Source organism: Rhodococcoides fascians A25f, assembly GCF_000760935.2.
GTDB lineage: Bacteria > Actinomycetota > Actinomycetes > Mycobacteriales > Mycobacteriaceae > Rhodococcoides.
The window spans coordinates 416053-432057 of record NZ_CP049744.1 but is presented as its reverse complement, the minus strand read 5'-3'; the positions used below and the strand labels follow the sequence as shown (position 1 = coordinate 432057).

Annotated in this window: 12 protein-coding genes; 4 read left to right on the top strand and 8 right to left on the bottom strand. The window is 62.9% G+C overall.

The window, feature by feature from the left end; translation table 11 throughout:
* Nucleotides 1-76: 76 nt before the first annotated feature.
* The gene (locus tag BH93_RS02080) at nucleotides 77-346 is read right to left on the bottom strand and encodes an acyl carrier protein (protein WP_037174788.1); all 270 of its coding nucleotides are present in this window, start codon (nucleotides 344-346) and stop codon (nucleotides 77-79) included.
* 450 nt (nucleotides 347-796) lie between these two features.
* Between BH93_RS02080 and BH93_RS02075 the strand changes: the two genes are divergently transcribed.
* Genes BH93_RS02075 through BH93_RS02065 form a run of 3 tightly spaced genes read left to right on the top strand, consistent with a single transcriptional unit; the run spans nucleotide 797 to nucleotide 3493 of the window.
* The gene (locus BH93_RS02075) at nucleotides 797-1267 is read left to right on the top strand and encodes a cobalamin-dependent protein (RefSeq protein WP_080739108.1); all 471 of its coding nucleotides are present in this window, start codon (nucleotides 797-799) and stop codon (nucleotides 1265-1267) included.
* Complete coding sequence (locus tag BH93_RS02070; RefSeq protein WP_242459204.1) at nucleotides 1149-2660, top strand: hypothetical protein; 1512 nt, start codon at nucleotides 1149-1151, stop codon at nucleotides 2658-2660. Before BH93_RS02075 ends, BH93_RS02070 begins: the two co-directional genes overlap by 119 nt.
* On the top strand, nucleotides 2657-3493 hold the full coding sequence (locus tag BH93_RS02065) for an ABC transporter permease (protein ID WP_155291018.1): 837 nt from the start codon (nucleotides 2657-2659) through the stop codon (nucleotides 3491-3493). Before BH93_RS02070 ends, BH93_RS02065 begins: the two co-directional genes overlap by 4 nt.
* Nucleotides 3494-3495: 2 nt before the next feature.
* On the opposite strand, the gene BH93_RS02060 is transcribed toward BH93_RS02065, so the two are convergent.
* Nucleotides 3496-4518 (bottom strand): MupA/Atu3671 family FMN-dependent luciferase-like monooxygenase, encoded by a 1023-nt coding sequence (locus BH93_RS02060; protein ID WP_037175112.1) that lies wholly within the window; start codon nucleotides 4516-4518, stop codon nucleotides 3496-3498.
* Between the two features lie 5 nt (nucleotides 4519-4523).
* Nucleotides 4524-5507: an ornithine cyclodeaminase family protein gene (locus BH93_RS02055; protein WP_197914534.1), complete on the bottom strand. Its 984-nt coding sequence runs from the start codon at nucleotides 5505-5507 to the stop codon at nucleotides 4524-4526.
* 304 nt (nucleotides 5508-5811) lie between these two features.
* Between BH93_RS02055 and BH93_RS02050 the strand changes: the two genes are divergently transcribed.
* Nucleotides 5812-6762, top strand: a complete 951-nt coding sequence (locus BH93_RS02050; RefSeq protein ID WP_037174790.1) for a TauD/TfdA family dioxygenase — start codon at nucleotides 5812-5814, stop codon at nucleotides 6760-6762.
* A gap of 18 nt (nucleotides 6763-6780) precedes the next feature.
* Here the strand turns inward: BH93_RS02050 and BH93_RS02045 are convergent, their stop codons facing one another.
* From BH93_RS02045 to BH93_RS02025, 5 genes are all read right to left on the bottom strand, one after another.
* Nucleotides 6781-9072 carry a pyridoxal-phosphate dependent enzyme gene (locus BH93_RS02045; RefSeq protein ID WP_052065248.1) on the bottom strand — a complete coding sequence of 764 codons (2292 nt, stop codon included), beginning with the start codon at nucleotides 9070-9072 and terminating at the stop codon, nucleotides 6781-6783.
* A gap of 22 nt (nucleotides 9073-9094) precedes the next feature.
* Nucleotides 9095-10024 (bottom strand): GHMP family kinase ATP-binding protein, encoded by a 930-nt coding sequence (locus BH93_RS02040; RefSeq protein ID WP_052065249.1) that lies wholly within the window; start codon nucleotides 10022-10024, stop codon nucleotides 9095-9097.
* Nucleotides 10021-11577, bottom strand: coding sequence for an argininosuccinate lyase (locus tag BH93_RS02035; RefSeq protein ID WP_037174791.1), 1557 nt, complete (start codon nucleotides 11575-11577; stop codon nucleotides 10021-10023). Before BH93_RS02035 ends, BH93_RS02040 begins: the two co-directional genes overlap by 4 nt.
* On the bottom strand, nucleotides 11577-14759 hold the full coding sequence (locus tag BH93_RS02030; RefSeq protein WP_052065250.1) for a non-ribosomal peptide synthetase: 3183 nt from the start codon (nucleotides 14757-14759) through the stop codon (nucleotides 11577-11579). The genes BH93_RS02035 and BH93_RS02030 overlap by 1 nt, the downstream gene beginning before the upstream one ends.
* Before the next feature lie 511 nt (nucleotides 14760-15270).
* Entirely contained in the window at nucleotides 15271-15954 is a 684-nt protein-coding gene (locus tag BH93_RS02025) for a DedA family protein (protein ID WP_037174793.1), read from the bottom strand.
* Nucleotides 15955-16005: the final 51 nt, after the last annotated feature.

Here is a 16005-nt window from a genome sequence, read left to right as displayed (position 1 = left end):
AACCGGGGGCTCCTGACAACTAGCTGGCGGTTCAGCTCGGTCGGTTCGTCCGACCTGCGGGATCTAGCGCCTTCGGTTAGCGGGCGGCGGCCACTAGGTGATGGACACGTGCGGCGAGGGCGTCAACGGTGGGGTGGTCCCATAGCTCAGCGGGGTCGATTTCCACACCGAAGTGGTCTTCGCATTCCACTGTCAGGGTGACAGCCGACACAGAATCGAGACCGTACTCAACGATCGGCACGTCGACGGCAATCTCGCGTTGTGAGCGCCGCGCAAGCCTTGCCACACACGCGAGCAACCATTCCTGCACGTCCTCGACCCGAACCACTAACTCGGTGCGATCCATCCCGTTCCCCTAACTAGTATTACCACTAGATTGCAGCTGATTCGTCTACGACAGCCGTCGATTTCTGTTACAGCACTACATTCTCTCCACCCGGAGTGCGTAGTTTCGGGCGGCGGATCGCATTCATTTCAGGAACGCCCCACGCAGAGCTGGATTTCTCGGTCACCGCGAATGCAAAAGTATGTTGTCGAAGTCCAAATTACTTGCGGTGCAGTCGCTGTCAACCAACATCCCACAATCTCAAGCAGTCGACCTGAGGTGTCTAGTGAAAACCCGAGAAGCTATGGTTTGGCCTGGGATTACCCCAGCAAGATTGCTAGTCTGGCCCCTACGATGATTGATCCTTCAGGACGAGTTCTGGGTGCATATTCACGCTTACCTGACATTGTTAGGGAAATCGACGAACGCGCTTTCGAAAAGCCGGGGGCGGAACAGCAGAGGACGTTGCAGATGAAAAAGTCCGAAATGCGATCGATGCGACAGGTTGTGCTCGGAGTAGCCGAAAGTGACGCACACGCGGTGGCCAACCAGCTCATCCATAGGATGCTGACCGAGTTGGGTTTTCGTGTGCACAACCTGGGCGTATGTACTCCGCTCGAGGAGTTCTCCGATGCGGCAGCAACACTGGATGCAGTGGCAGTCGTCATCGGCAGCGTGAACGGGCATGCGGTGCACGACCTTGCAGATTTGCCGGCACTGCGGCGTGGCGGAGCGCTCCGATGCCCGGTCGTCCTCGGCGGGCGGCCCTCCATCGACCCCGCCCGAAATACGGCAGCACTGGCGGAGCTTCGCACACTCGGTGTTGATCACATCCTCCGCACGGTCGAGGAACTCCCCCCGCTCTTGGACCGAATACTTGACGCGGCCACTACCGAGCCGGCCTCGAACGTGGCTGGCCTCGAGGCATCCGTTGCTCGATGACGCGATTCTGCGCATCGGGGGCGCGCAGCGCCGTCGGCTCCCCCCATGGGATGAGGTCATCGAATGCCTGAGTGACCCGAACCGCCCCAACGCCGTCAGCGTATTGCACGCAGCGCAACGGTCTGGTCGACCGGCTCTTCAGCCCCGGTGCGGAGTAGGCGGGCATTCGGCAATGATGACGCTTCTGCGCGATATCGACGCGGGCGGTGACCCGGACATCTTGTCGGTCACGATCGACTCACACACAAGGCTGGGCCACTTCCTCACCGCGAGCCGGCTCGCGTCCGAGCAAGCCGACCAGCTCAACGGATATCCGCTCGTCTCCCACGGGTGGCGACGAGGTCGTGAGCTGGGTGCGGCCGTGCAAGTCCCGGTCGAAGTACGGCATGGGTCACCGGACGGTCGGGACCTGTTCGCAACCGCGCTCGCCGCGGGGTTCACTTCTTTCGAGGGAGGTGGACTGGGGTACAACCTGCCGTACTGCAAGGATGTCCCCATTGCCGAATCGGTACACGCATGGCAGCAGATCGATGCTGTGACGGCCGAGCTCGCTGCAATTGGAGTAGTTCTGGAACGCGAGCTGTTCGGCACGCTGACCGCCGTGTTGACGCCGCCCTCCCTATCGATCGCGGTCACCATGTTGGAAGCAGCGCTCGCTGTCGAGCAGGGCGTGCGCTGTCTCTCGATCTCTTATCCGCAGTCAGGCGAGGTGCACCAAGACATCGCTGCACTGCGAGCGATTGTCACTATGGCTCGGCACTACTTGCCCGACGACGTGACCGTCTTCCCGGTACTGCACGAATACATGGGGGTATTTCCCGCAGAGCGTAGTGCTGCCGATTCGCTGATCTTCTACGGTGCCCTCGTCGGAAGGCTCGGCGGGGCGGCGAAGGTCGTGACCAAGACTCGATCAGAAGCGTTGGGCATCCCCACCTCCACAGCGAACATCGACGGCTTACGGTTGGCGCGGGTGGCGTGTTCGCCACTACTGGATTTCGTCACAATCGACCAAGGCCGGGTAGCGGAGGAACAATTCTGGATCGAGAAGGAGGTCGCCGACATCATCGAACCCGTACTGGATGCGCCCCAGCTGAAGACGGCGATCTGTGCGGGATTCGCCGCCGGCACTCTCGACATCCCTTTCAGCGCGAGCAGACACGCGCACTCTGCCGTTCTCCCGCTGCGCGACGGCACGGGCGCTATTCGCTACCACGACGCAGGTGCGATGCCCTTCTCGCAACCGGTACTCGACCGCCAGCGCCGCTTGTTACAGGGCAGGCGCGCGGCGGGCAGCCGAAGCACCGTCACGGAGATCACCGCGGACATCGACTTCTTCGCCGACGTGATGGCCACGGTTGATCGGGCGGGTCCCGGACACGAGGCCACGCCATGATCACGTCGTCGGCCACCATCCACGATGTGGCAGAGTCCGACTCCCGTTGGCGGGGAAGCACTTTCCGGACGCAGGTCGCCGTGCAAACCGGCCGATCGCTGCGGTCGATGGTGGCCGATCCACGCGCGGCCGTCCTCGGCTTGGTCGGTCCGATCCTTATGTTGGTAATCCTCAGCCAGGTCTTCGGCAGCATTGCTGATGAATCGATCCTGCCGGCCGGCGTGCGCTACATCGACTATCTGGTGCCGGCGATCTTTGTGACAACCGCGGTCAGCTCAGCCCAGTTGGCCGGTCAAGGGCTGGTCCAGGACATGCGAAATGGGGTGTTCGCGCGCCTCCGCTCACTGCCGATCCGGCCTTTCGGGCTGTTGGTCGCACGCAGTCTTGCCGACCTCGTTCGCTACAGCGTCCAACTGTTGATGCTGCTCGGCTTCTCGGTCGGTGCACTCGGGTTCCGGCCCACCAACGCAGGGGGATTGCTGGTCGGACTGGGGGTTGCCCTGCTGATGGCATGGGCCCTGATTTGGGTATTCGTGGCCCTCGCGGCGTGGTTGCGTAGCGCTGAGGTTCTGCAGAGCGTCGGTGTACTGATGTTCCCGCTGACATTTGCCTCCAGCGCATTCGCGCCCACCGCACACCTGCCGACATGGCTGCAGGTCATCGCGGCGGTGAACCCATTGACTTACGGAGTAGACGCCCTGCGCGGCCTGTCGCTCGGCTTGGCCACCGGCCCGGGAGCCGTAGCTCCGGCAGTCCTGGCCACCCTGGCACTTGGCGGAGTGGCCGCAACGCTCGGCGGTCGGGCCTTCCGGACCACCGGTAACGGAATTTAGGTTCAGACGAAACGTGCGCGCAGCTCGTCGAGGTGGACCAGTGCGCTCAGGGCGGCCTCCGCGGACACACCGAAATCGATGAGCGCGGCCACCTCGTTCACGCCGATGGCTTGGAGCTCTTCGACGAAGGCCGCGGTCGTCTCGACCGACCCGAACAGAGCAGAGGTGCGGAAGTACCTCTCGAACGCAAATCCCAAGAGCCGGTCTTGGTCTCGGACGCCCCGGTTCAGCTCCGGCCACTGTCCACGCCATAGGTCCATGGATGACCTCAGGTATTGAAGGAACGGTTCACGCACGATCTCGCGCACCTCGGCATCGGTCCGTCCCACAAACGTATGGACCATCAGCGTTACAGTTCGTGCGACCGGGTCGTGCCCATGGGCAGCAAGCGCTTTCCGATAGGCCGCGATCTTAGGCTCCAGCTCGTCCACCCTTTGGAACAACAGTGCGGTGAGCACGTTTGCACCGAGCGCGCCTGCAAGCTCGAACGTCGCGAGACTGGAGCTGCAGGTCAGCCACAGCTCTAATGACTCTTGCACCGGACGCGGGTAGGTACTGACTTCCACCTCTTCCCCCGTGCCGCAACGTCGGCGCACCGTTTTGCCGCACCACAGGTCCTGCAACTCCCCCACCATCGCCGGCAATTCCGTCCGCCGGTCTAGAAACCGATCAGGGGCAAGGACAAAATCCTGAGAATTCCAACCCGTTGCGATCGCGAGGTCGACCCGCCCCCTGGACAGGTTGTCCACGAATCCCCAGTCTTCCACCACTGTCAGCGGGTCGTGCAGCGGCAACACGACACTGCCGGCCCGCAACCGGACGCGACTGGTCCGGGTGGCGAGCGCGGCTGCAGCCAAAGCTGGGTTCGGATACGCGCCCCCAAAGGGGTGGAAATGCCGTTCCGGCAGCCAAAGGGCGGTGAATTCGTGTTCATCAGCAAATTCAGCTGCCGCGAGGAGCAAGTCGTACTCATGCGGCGCGTCGGTGACTTCGCGGTTGGCGAAGTACAGCAGGCTGAAGTCCATTCGAGTCATCTGCGTAGCGCGGTAGCCGCGCCGCGCACCGAATAGGGGTTGAGTAGGTCCTCGGGATGGTGCTCGATCGACACCTTGGTTCCCAGCCCCAGCTCCTCGGCTGCCGCGAGGAACACATCAAGAGCGATGTGATCCTCCAGCGCGAAACCGGTGGAATCGAACACTGTCAGGCCGTCACGTTGGGCCGCTGCCTCGGCGGGGTGGGCGCTCAGATGTCCAAGGGAGGGCCCGATCTGGTTCGGCTGCAACTGCTGGCTTTCGCCTTCTCGCTCGGCCTGCTCACGATGGTCGACACAAACGAAGGCCTCTTCCAGAAGGCTGCGTGGCAGTTCGGTCTTGCCCACCTCGTCCGCTCCAATAGAGTTCAAGTGGAGGTGCGGCAAGCGATCTCCGCGATCGGGAAGCACCGGCCCGGCACCGACCGATACCGACGTGGCGGTGCATATGATGTCGCATTCAGCGAGAATGCGCTGCGGACCGGCGGTCTCTACTCGCAGGTCCAGGAAGTCGGTCCGGTTGGCAAAGCTCGCAGCTGCGGCCCCATTGACGTCATGGACCAGAACAGTGTCGATGTCGAAGATCTGAGAGAGCCCGTGGAGCTGCGTCACGGCCTGGGCACCTGCTCCAACCAGGCCCACCCGTGACGAGCCGGGTTGGGCCAGTAATCGGCTCGCGACCGCCGACGCGGCACCGGTACGCACGGCGGTGAGCAGCACTCCGTCTGCGAGCGACAGCAGGCGCCCGCTGTCGTCGTCGTACCGAGCGATGGAACCGACGATCGTCGGCAGGCCGAACAACTTGGCATTGGCCGGACTGTAAGAGATCGTCTTGACCGTAACCGAGGATCCCGGTTCCCGGTGCGGCATCAGCTCGATTACCCCTGGCACGTCGCCGTCGCGGGTGAAGCCGGCGCGGGGCGGAGATTCTGGTCTATCACCGCGCCCCAACTCGACAAACCCCGCCGTAAGTCCGTCAATCATCCGACGCATCAATTCGTCGCGGCCGATGACCTCAAGTATGCGTTCCAGGTCATCTTGACACAGCAGCCATGTCTCCATCAGTTTTGTCTCCGTTCACGGCACGCCACGGGTCTGTGAAAACAGAGCCTAGGAGCAATCGCCTTACCCGTAACATTGGCGAGCCGAAATATAAAGAAAGCACTAGCCGATATATGAGATAAGCACTAGATAGTGCGGTCGCATAGTGATGTAGCGTCTCTGGTGACGGACAATAAGAGCGATCGGTCCGCAACAAAGTGGTCAAGAACCACGGAGGTACAAGCTCATGTCGAGCCACACCCCAGCCCACGTCCGCGAAACGCGCCAGGAAACCCCAGTGCTGCACGTTGAGCCCGGTATGGTCAACGAGGGATCTGAACACTTGGCCGCAGCGGTATCCGAGCAGGTCATCAAGCAGGGTGCAGTACTGGTGAGGGGCCTGGACCTGCGTTCTCCCGGCGACGTCGATTCCGCGGCTCGCGCGGTCCTTGCGTCGACCAGTACTGAGTACGAAGGTTTCGCGCCGCGCGATTCGTTCGGCTCGAATCTTTATTCCGCCACGCATTGGCCGTCAGACCAGCCGATGTGCAGCCACCATGAATTGAGCTACACAAATCAACCTCCCACCGCATTGGTGTTCGGTTGCCTACAGTCGGGAACGAGCGGTGGAGATATCTCTCTCGCGGCCGCGGCGGACGTTTTCGATGCCCTTCCTCAAAGCCTGTCCGAATCGTTCGAAGAATGTGGCTGGCAGCTGCACCGAAACTACGGTGGATTCATCGGCATAACCATGGAGGACGCGTTTCGGACGACCGACCGCGCTGCCGTTGAGACATATTGCGAGATCCACGGCATTGTTATGGAGTGGGGACCAGGCGGGACGCTGCACACTGAGCAGCACCGCCCAGCTGTCGTCGAGCACCGCGGTCGCCGCTGCTGGTTCAATCAGATCGCGTTCCTCAATGAGTGGACGCTGGAGCCTGCCGTGCGGGAATATCTAGTATCCGAATTTGGTACCGACCGGGGTCTGCCGTTCACCACCAGGCGCGGCGATGGGAAACCGATCACGGCTGAGACTGTCGAGCAAATCAACGAGGTTTATGAGGCACTCGCGATGCCGACAAAGTGGCAGACAGGTGACCTGCTGGTAGTTGACAACGTAGCGATGGCACACAGCCGCTCGCCCTACCGAGGCGAGCGTCAGGTCGCCGTCGTGCTCGGCGATCTCCAAGAATGATCGCCATGATTCGACGGTTTACGATTCCGCGATCGCCGAGTAACTGAACTCCGCCAACGCCGATTCCACCTTTAGGCCGATGGCCGCCGCCGCCGCATCGAGGGCGCGGTCGAGGGTCCCGCGGTCGTCCGCCACCGCAATCACGTACCCCAGCCGACCGTAGGCGTCATGGGCTGGACCGACGCTTTCCCCTGGAGTCGAGTTAACAGTGACCTGCATGACACCGGGGATCGCTCGGGCCTCGTCCACACCGGTGACCTCTGCCAGAATGCCGCGATCGGCCACGGTGAGGAACTGGATACCGGAATACCGGTTCGGCGGAGGTGGCGAGCACACCGGTAGCCCGCCGAGGTATCGAATTTGCTGCTCGAGCAGGTCGACGCCGCTTGCGAGAGCTACCAGTTCCGGGATCATTCCTCCGGCCAGGCGTGGATTGATCTCGATGATCGATGGTCCGGCCGCCGTCCAACGCAACTCGGTGTGCGTCGGTCCCTCCGTCATCCCGACTGCATTCAACGCAGCCCGAACCGCCTCGACGAGAGCATGCTGACGGACCGGCGGCACACTGGCAGGTAGCACGTGTCGAGACTCCACGAAATTCACGGAGTCCAAAAGCGTCTTTTCCACTATCCCGAAGAGCCGCAATTCCCCATTGATACCGAACATTTCGACGCTGTACTCGGGACCGTCTGCGAACGACTCGAGCAATGCTCCGGGTGCCCTCTGCTGTCCACGCCCGTTGAGTGGCGCTGCGGTGATGGCCTCGATCTGCGCCACCGCCTCTGTCTCCGAGGTGCAGCACCGTACTCCGGTGGAGCCAGTCTCATCCACTGGCTTCACTACACATGGCATGGGCCATCCGGCCGCCGCCTCGCGGGCCGACCGGGCGTCGGGCACCCATCGGTATTCGGGCTGACCACAGCCGTGCTCGGCAAGGATCGCGCGTAGCTTCGCTTTGTTCCGGCAACGCTCCACCGCCTCCGGGGGAACGGAAGGCAGCCCCAGGCTCGTGGCGAGTCGCGCCACTGTTTCGACGTAGAACTCGCTCGTCGTCCCGGCTCCCGAAAGGTGTTCACGCGGGACCGTTCGGTCCAGGACCGAGATCACCGCGTCCTGATCTCCGGTATCGCACTGCACCGTCTCACACGGCGCTTCGGCAAGTCCACGGTAGCGACCAGGGTTTTCGGTCAGAAACAACACACGGAAGCCGAGCCGGGCTGCGGTGGCGATCGCGACCATCCCGCTTCCGCTCGTGTTCGACTCGATGAACACGAAGACCGGTTTGATCTCCTGTGCTCGAGGTAGAGAGTATGCCCACGCATCTACGACGGCATCGGGCAGCACGAGTCGAGGGCGACCACGCAACGGCAGCGCGGCAACGCGCTTCTCCTCCCAGTGACTGTTGCTGTGCACCGTGCTTGCGTAGCGATCCCCACGATCGGGGAAGATGCCCACAATTGTGGTTCCCGGCGGTGCCGTCGCGGCGACGGCCGACGCCACGCGGTAGACCGAGCCAGAGGTGTTTCCGGCGAAAAGCTGATGCTCCCGGGCGAGATCACGCGTGGCAGCGTAGGCCTCACGGTCGTTGAGCCAGTGCACCTCATCAATCACCGAGTGATCCAGATTCAAGGGGTGCATGCTGTTTCCGAGCCCACTCTGTAAACGCTTAGGCATGTCCGGTTGCCCGAACAGCACGCTCCCCACGCAGTCGACGCCAACACTGCGCAGTTGCGGCAGCCTCTCGCGAAGCGCTCGGGTGGTGCCACACAGAGAACCTCCGCTACCCACCGAACCAATCACGATGTCGATCGTGCCGATATCGGACAGCAACTCGTCGGCCAATGTCCGATAGGCCGCTGGGTTGTCGGGATTCTCGTACTGCCGGGGCCAGAAGGATCCGGGATGGTCCTTCATCACTTTCGCCAGCTGAGTCAGCCTGGCCCCTTGCCAGCCGAACCCGTCCATCGCAGACACGATGTGCACGACGCAGCCAAGTGCCTCCAGCTTCGACAGGGTGATTGCATCGATGCGGGGGTCGGTGACGATGTGTACCGGGTGTCCGAGTGATCTACCGACCAGGGCCACACCCAGTGCCATCGTCCCCGAGGAACTCTCTACTATCGTTGCACCCTCAGCCAGCGTGCCCGACTCGCGCGCCCGCAGGATGATGTTGCGGGCGACGCGGTCCTTCATGGCAAACAGATTGCTCATTTCGAGTTTGGCGTAGAACCGGACCTCGGGAGCTTGGGGTAGATGCAGCCGCACCGATGGGGTGTTGCCGATTGCGTCGATCACGCTGTCACTCAGCATCTTCGCTCTTCTTTCTGGGGGGTCAGGTCGAGAGTGTCAATGAGTGATATACGTCGACCTGGTCGGTGAGTTCGTGGCAGAGCCGAGCCGCGGCAGAGACTTTGGTGCGGTGACGCGGATCATTGCCGTCGAACAGGATTCCCAGGGTCGTGCCGCTGTGGGCATTGATGACGCCGAGTCCGCCGACCTCGGCGCAGATCGCCACCATCGCGTCGAGGGTCCATTTCGGACGCAGCGCCTGGTTCATCACCGCGCTTGCCGTAGCGACTTCCCCGATTGCGGTGAGGTCGCGATATCGTACCGCGCCGGTCATCCGCTCCAACAGCTCGGCGTAGACGTGTCGGTCCGCTGCGGTGAATGGTTTCGGGATCCGGTTGAACGCGACTGTGTCGACGGTTCCGCCCTCGTCGATCCCGACAACGGTAATCGGCGGGAGACTTCCGAGGATCGAGTGCAGCTGCACTCGACGGTGGTAAAACGCGACTATGCCGTTGTAGAGGACACCGTCGGTGGGCTCGATGCGAGCGAGAAGTGACTCGATCCGTGCTGGCGGCATATCGATGCCGATGGCGTTGGCGACGGCACGTGCCGTCGCGACAAGATCCGCTGACGAGCTTGCAAGGCCCTTGCCCTCGGCGATTCCGCTTTGGACGGTGAGTAGTCCGCCGACCGGGACTCCTGCGTCTTCCAGGATCATCGCTGCGAGTTGCTGGGACTTGCGCTTGTGAATGGGGCGAACCACTACTGATTCCGCTTCGGATTCTGCCGCTGCGCGGAAAGTCACCACGCTCCATCGGGCGATAGGAAAGGTCACCAAGAAGTCACCCTCACGCTCGGGGAGCACACCCTGTAGAAGCTCGCCGAACGTACCGAACGCGGTGCTCACCCCTGTACCCCCCACGAATCCGCCTCCGCCGGAGGGTGCGGTGGCCAGGCAGGGCAATCTGCTCATCCGGGTCCTCCACTGTCGATGGCCACCGCAGCAAGCCTGCGGCTGAGCTCGGCGTCGCCGTCCGAAATCCAGGCGCGCCGGGCCGCCCATTCACGCTCGGCGACGTTCAGGGCGGCGGCCTGCGCGTCGCACATGGCCGCGACAGCGTCCCGGGCCGTCGACCCTGAGGTCTTTTTGTCGGCCACCGCCTTTTCGATGTCGAACGCCTCGTCGAGAAGTTTTTGAGCAGCCTGTACCGGGTCGGGCCCAGGCACGGCTGAGCCTGCCTCGGAGAGAAGTTGCCCGAGCAGGGACCCGTCGCATGTGGAGGGGCCGAGGCCGGATGCGAGGGCCGCCACCACGTAACGTCCGGCCAACACCTGAGCATCGCGCCACGGAATACCCACATTCATACACAGAGCGTTGGCCAGCCGGAACGCCCCCAGGTGATCTGTCTCGCAGGCCACGCGCAGCTGGTCGCGCCGCAGCGTCATGACATCGAGCACCTCCCGCAGCAGGCGCAGAACGGATCCGGCAGTGTCGAAAGCGGCGGGTACTCCTGCGCCGGCTTCTTTCGAAACCTCGATCGTGTTGGAGAATGGAGTGCTCCGCTGTGCTGTGGCGACGTCGAGGAAAGCGCTGGTCAGGTGCGCGGTGCGGGCGCGAATACGCTCCAGCACGGGAAAGTTCTTCTTCTGCGGCATCGCCGAAGAGATACCGCTCCAGGCATCGGGTAGGTCGAGGAATCCATGACCACCACCTGCCCACGTCATCAGGTCGGTGACGAACCTGCTGAGGGGGACGCCGAGTAGCGCCAATTCCGCTGTTGTCTCCAATGCCCAATCGCGGGTCGCTACGGCCCGCAGCGCGTTCCCTCTGCCGTGAGAAAAGCCAAGCAGTGCCGCCATCCCGTCGCGGTCCCAAATCAAGTCACCGCCGGTCATCGCGCCGGCCCCGAGAGGGCAGTCCTCGACGGCTGCGAACGTCGCCTTCAGGCGATCCAAGGTGTGCAGGAGAGTCTCGCCGAGCGCAGTGGCATAGAAATCTGCTGTCATCACCTGCGCCGGTTGCGAATGTGTGTAGCCGGGAATGAATACTCCGGACTCACGCTGGGCGAAGCGATGCACGGCCCGAACCAAAGCCAACAGCTCATCGACGAGATCGAGGATACGGCCTCGCCCGTACATCAGCTGAGCGGTGGCCTGTAGGTCGTTTCTACTTCGGTCGACGTGCCACATCGCCGGGACGGTGGACCCACTGTCCTGCACAGCGGCGGTAACAATCCGCTCCACGGCAAACACAGTGTCGGTCATCGCGGACCCTGCAGTCGCAAGTACCGCCGCCTCGTCGACCCCATCAAGCGCTCGGTTCAGAACGACGACGTCGTCTGCGGACAGAAGCTGCATCCGGTGGTACTCCAGCAGCAGGACGCGCTCTGCGCGGACGTAGCTCGGCGTCAGGTTCGCAGCCTCGAATCGCAGTTGAGGTAAAAGGACCTCGGTGAGAAGCATGTCGTCGGGGCCTGTCGAAATTCGACCGGTGAGGGCTGCGACGTCAGCGCCGATCCCGCTCATCAGGCGACCGAGCCCGCGGTGGCGGCTGCCGTCAGCACAGTTGCAACGTAGTGGGCGACCGCGTCCGGGACCGTGCGAACGAAGTGTGGCCCGCCCCTGTCGACAGTGTGCTGCTCGACGCGCGATGCCAACGCCGTCCAGTTGGTGCGCGCGCTGCGCCCGCCCTGCGGATCGTCGGCGGCGTCGATGATGTGCAGAACAGCCTCTATTCGATACGCCGAAGAGGCCGCGACCATCTCGAGCAGGTATGAACCGGCGCAGACCACATCGTGGCGATACGCGGAGCCGACGAGTTCCGCACGCTCATGTTTGAGATCATCGAGTTCGACGTAAGAGCTGTTGTCCCGCAACGACGTAGTGATTTCCAGGTTGGACCGGCTTGAGACTTCAGCTATGTCCGCACGCAAGATGCTCTCGTCGAGCCGTGCCGCTCCGAGAAATACCGCCGACACCGGAACACCGTCCGCCTCCAACAGGCGGGCCGTCTCGAATGCGTACGCCGAGCCTGTGCCCTGCCCCCAGAATGCGATCGGACCGGGGCAGTGGGCCGCGATCTCGGCACCGAGAGCCGTTGCGACTTCGCCTACGTCGGCGAATTTCTCTCCAGGATGACCTAGGTCATGGCCGGGCAGCTCGACCCCGAATACCGTGATGTCGTGGCCGTCGAGGTACTCGGCCAGAGCTTGAAAATTGACAGCGTTTCCGCCTGCGTAGGGAAAGCACACCAGCGTGATTTCGCCACCCCTGGTTGTCCCGAGCCGATGGAGCAGCTTTGTGTCCTCGCGGTGGCGACCCTCGCCGTCGTCGTCAAGCACGTCGGCGAGCTCGCGCAACGTCGGGTCCTCTGCGATATCGCGCAATGAAAGTCGCCGATCCAGCCGGACGATCAGCCGAACTGCGGCTAGAGAGGTACCTCCGAGTTGGTAAAAGCGGTCGTCGGCACCGATTCGATCAACGGGGAGGTTGAGTACCTCCGCCCAAGCGGTGGCGAGCAGTCGCTCGGTCGATGTACGCAGCGCGGCGTAACCGACGCCTGCGCTCTGCAGGGTGGCCACCAGTCTTCGCAGCGTCTGTCGATCTACCTTTCCGTTCTCCGAGAGCGGCAACGCGTCTAGCCTGTGACAAGTGCTTGGGACCATGTAGTCAGGCAGGGTTGCGGCGAGCCCCTGACGAACGACGTTTTCGCTCAGCTCTTCGGGACCGGTGTAGAAGCCGACGAGCGAACGGTTCTCACCGTCCCCGACCACCACGACGGCACCATCGACAACTCCCGGCAGCACCATCAGCTTCGACTCCACCTCGCCGATCTCCACGCGGAACCCGCGCATCTTGACCTGCTCATCGCGGCGTCCGAGATACTCGATGCGCCCCTCGGGCAGCCAACGGCCGAAGTCGCCTGTGCGATAGAGCCGGTTGCCGGGACGGTGAGGGTCATCGACGAACGCAGCGCGAGAACGTGTCTCGTCGTTGAGGTAGCCGCGACCAACGGACACGCCGGAGAAGACGATCTCACCCGGGCTACCCAGCGGTACCAACCGGAGCCCCTCGTCAACCACGTAAGTGTGCACGTTTCGAAGCGAACGCCCGACGCAGACGAAGTCCCGAGCCGGTACACCGGTAAGCACCTCATGCATAGTGTCGTCGCCTACCTCTGTGGCACCGTAGGCGTTCACCAATGTCACCCCGGGATGGATCGCGAACCACCGGCGGACCAGATCCATCCGTAGAGCCTCGCCGGTGATGGAGAGCATCCGCAGCCGACCGAGGTCGCGGGGGCGGCGCTCGAGCTCGCCTAGAAAAACTTCGAAGTAGCTGGGCACCAGCTGTATGACCTGGATCCTGTGCTCAGCAAGCTCGTCAAGGAACTCCGACACGTCGAGCAGGAGGTGAGTGTCGACGATGCGGACCTCGCCACCGGTCAGCAACGGACCTATCAACTGCCACAGCGAGATGTCGAAGCTTTGGGACGCAGTCTGCGCCACTGCAACACCCGGACCGAGTCCAAGGTCGTCGACCTTGGCCCACAGGTGGTTCAGCATCGTGCCGTGCTCACACATTGCTCCCTTGGGAGACCCAGTCGAGCCCGAGGTGAAATACACGTATGCGAGCTGGTCCGGGGAGACCCTCGGGGTGGGTTCGAACCCGGTCGTACTGCTAACGACGGGGCGGTCGACCAACACCACCCGTGGCGGGTCCTGCAACGACGCCAGCGCGAGGTCAAGATTGCCGCTATCAGCGGATGCGGCAATAACCGCTGTCGCGCGTGCCTTCGCCAGCTGGGCGCGGATTCGCTCGGTGGGGAACTCCGGACGGATAGGCAGATAGACGCCACCAGCCCGCAGCACCGCAAGCGTCGCCGCCGCCCAGTCAAGGCCGCGTTCGAGCACCACGCCGACTACGCCCTCGGGCGGCAGCTTGCCTAGTTCGGCGGCGACGAGGCGGGAGTGTTCGTCGAGTTCGCGGTAGCTCCAAGTGCGCGTCCCGTGGCTCACTGCCGTCCGGTCAGGGTGCTCGTGCACGCGTTGCGCGAACAGGTCGGGAAACATCGTCTCGCCGATCGGCTCCCACGCACCTGCAAGTCCGTGGACGTGTTGGAGCACCTCCGGCTCACTGAGGAGACTGCGTGAATCATGTAATGCATCACCGTCCGCACATGCGCACTCGAGCGCCTGGACGAGGTACCCGCCCAACCGAGCGGCGTACGCCGAGTCGATGGTGTCGCGACGGTGTCGGACCACCCATGTGACCTCTGCTGCGGTAATCCGAGGGCTGATGACGAGCACAGCACTGGAGGCATTGTGATCCATCTGATCAACGCGATCGTCGAGCAAGATCTCCGCGTCCAGCACGGGCCCGATAGCGGATTCGGCGGTGACCGAAACGACCTCGGCCCAGCTGCCGACCACCCCAACCCTCAGCGACCCACCCGGCACGCCGACCACAAGGTCCGGATCCCCCGTCACCGACCGGATCACGACGAGGGCGACCGCACGAAGCACCTCAGGAAGGCCCACCCCACATCGGCACGCCAAGTCCTCGATCCGGGTGCGAGTCGTCATTGAGGTCGACGCCGTGATCGCGCCGAATCCCTCCTGTGCCGCTAGCCCCGGTTGGGTCCAACGCGGCACCTTGGTGCCGACCCCCATGGTCGGACCGGCCTTGGAATCAGTGAATGCGTCCATCGACGAATTGACTACCCTTCTTCCGGATTAGGTAGCGCTGTCACCGTCGTTGACACGAATTCGACGGCCACGATGCTTCCGATGAGAGGATCTATGGAAGCTTTTGTGATCGTCAAGGTGCCGGAATCAGACGCGAACGTGTTGCCTTCCACCCGCTGAAGCAAGCCATCGGCCCTGTCATCGCAGATCAGCGCATCGCAGGTGGGATGACCGGAGGCTCACGACCAGGCCTTCGACTCACTCCGACAGAAGTGGATATCTAGTGCTTCTGTTAGAAGACAATCGTTCCGAAATGCGGAGGCGGGCACGACCGGGCGCAGGGCCCAGTCGGTTGCGCCGTACCAATCGTCGTGTGACACATCGCCGAAGCCAATCGTCGTGTGACACATCGCCGAAGGGAGGGTCGACGGGTCCACTCGAGGTGACAACGTACTTGCCGCGCACAGGGCGAGGACGGCAGAGCGAGGATTCGCGCCTCGCTCTGCCGTCCTATTTCCCGGCCGATCCAGTGTCACACTGCTCGGTGTCCTGCATGATCGCTCTTGCCGGCCTGGCTGCGGGACCGCAACCGCAGTGCCACGAATACAAAGAAGGCAATGGCGACCGTCACGATGACGATTTTCTGCAGGATTTCGGCATATCCGTCGACCAGGTGCCAGTTCTCACCGAGTTGGTATCCTGCGGTGACGAATATGGTGTTCCAGATCAGGCTGCCGAGCGTGGTGAGTACGAGAAATTTCACCATTCCCATTCGCTCGATTCCGGCGGGCAGGGATATGAAGCTGCGAAAGAGCGGGACCATACGGCCGAGAAATACTGCCTTGGAGCCGTGCTTGGCGAACCAGGCCTCCGTTCGGTCGAAGTCGGTGGCCTTGATGAGTGGGATGCGTACCACCAAGGCGCGCGTGCGCTCGCGTCCGATGAGCGCGCCGACCGCGTAGACGATGATTGCGCCCAGGACCGAGCCGAGCGTCGTCCAGAAGAGGGCGGCACCGAAGGAGAAGACTCCCTGACTTGCCGAGAAGCCGGCAAGGGGCAGAACGAGTTCGCTGGGGATCGGCGGGAACAGGTTGTCGGCACCGACAACGACGGCTGCGCCTGGACCGCCGAGCGCGTCCATGACGCCGACCGCCCATCCGGCCAGCCCGTCGAGCTTCTCGGTTTCGGCAGCTGCAGAAATCAGTAAGTCGGACATTGTCATTCCCCTATTTCGTCGGTGACGTCGCTCGTCAGGAAGGTCACTTAA

Coding starts and splice junctions, on each gene's coding strand:
- BH93_RS02060 (WP_037175112.1), bottom strand. CDS start 4,518: ATGGACTTCAGCCTGCTGTACTTCGCCAACCGCGAAGTCACCGACGCG.
- BH93_RS02035 (WP_037174791.1), bottom strand. CDS start 11,577: ATGAGCGGGATCGGCGCTGACGTCGCAGCCCTCACCGGTCGAATTTCG.
- BH93_RS02025 (WP_037174793.1), bottom strand. CDS start 15,954: ATGTCCGACTTACTGATTTCTGCAGCTGCCGAAACCGAGAAGCTCGAC.
- BH93_RS02055 (WP_197914534.1), bottom strand. CDS start 5,507: ATGATTGACGGACTTACGGCGGGGTTTGTCGAGTTGGGGCGCGGTGAT.
- BH93_RS02030 (WP_052065250.1), bottom strand. CDS start 14,759: ATGGACGCATTCACTGATTCCAAGGCCGGTCCGACCATGGGGGTCGGC.
- BH93_RS02080 (WP_037174788.1), bottom strand. CDS start 346: ATGGATCGCACCGAGTTAGTGGTTCGGGTCGAGGACGTGCAGGAATGG.
- BH93_RS02045 (WP_052065248.1), bottom strand. CDS start 9,072: ATGCTGAGTGACAGCGTGATCGACGCAATCGGCAACACCCCATCGGTG.
- BH93_RS02050 (WP_037174790.1), top strand. CDS start 5,812: ATGTCGAGCCACACCCCAGCCCACGTCCGCGAAACGCGCCAGGAAACC.
- BH93_RS02065 (WP_155291018.1), top strand. CDS start 2,657: ATGATCACGTCGTCGGCCACCATCCACGATGTGGCAGAGTCCGACTCC.
- BH93_RS02075 (WP_080739108.1), top strand. CDS start 797: ATGAAAAAGTCCGAAATGCGATCGATGCGACAGGTTGTGCTCGGAGTA.
- BH93_RS02040 (WP_052065249.1), bottom strand. CDS start 10,024: ATGAGCAGATTGCCCTGCCTGGCCACCGCACCCTCCGGCGGAGGCGGA.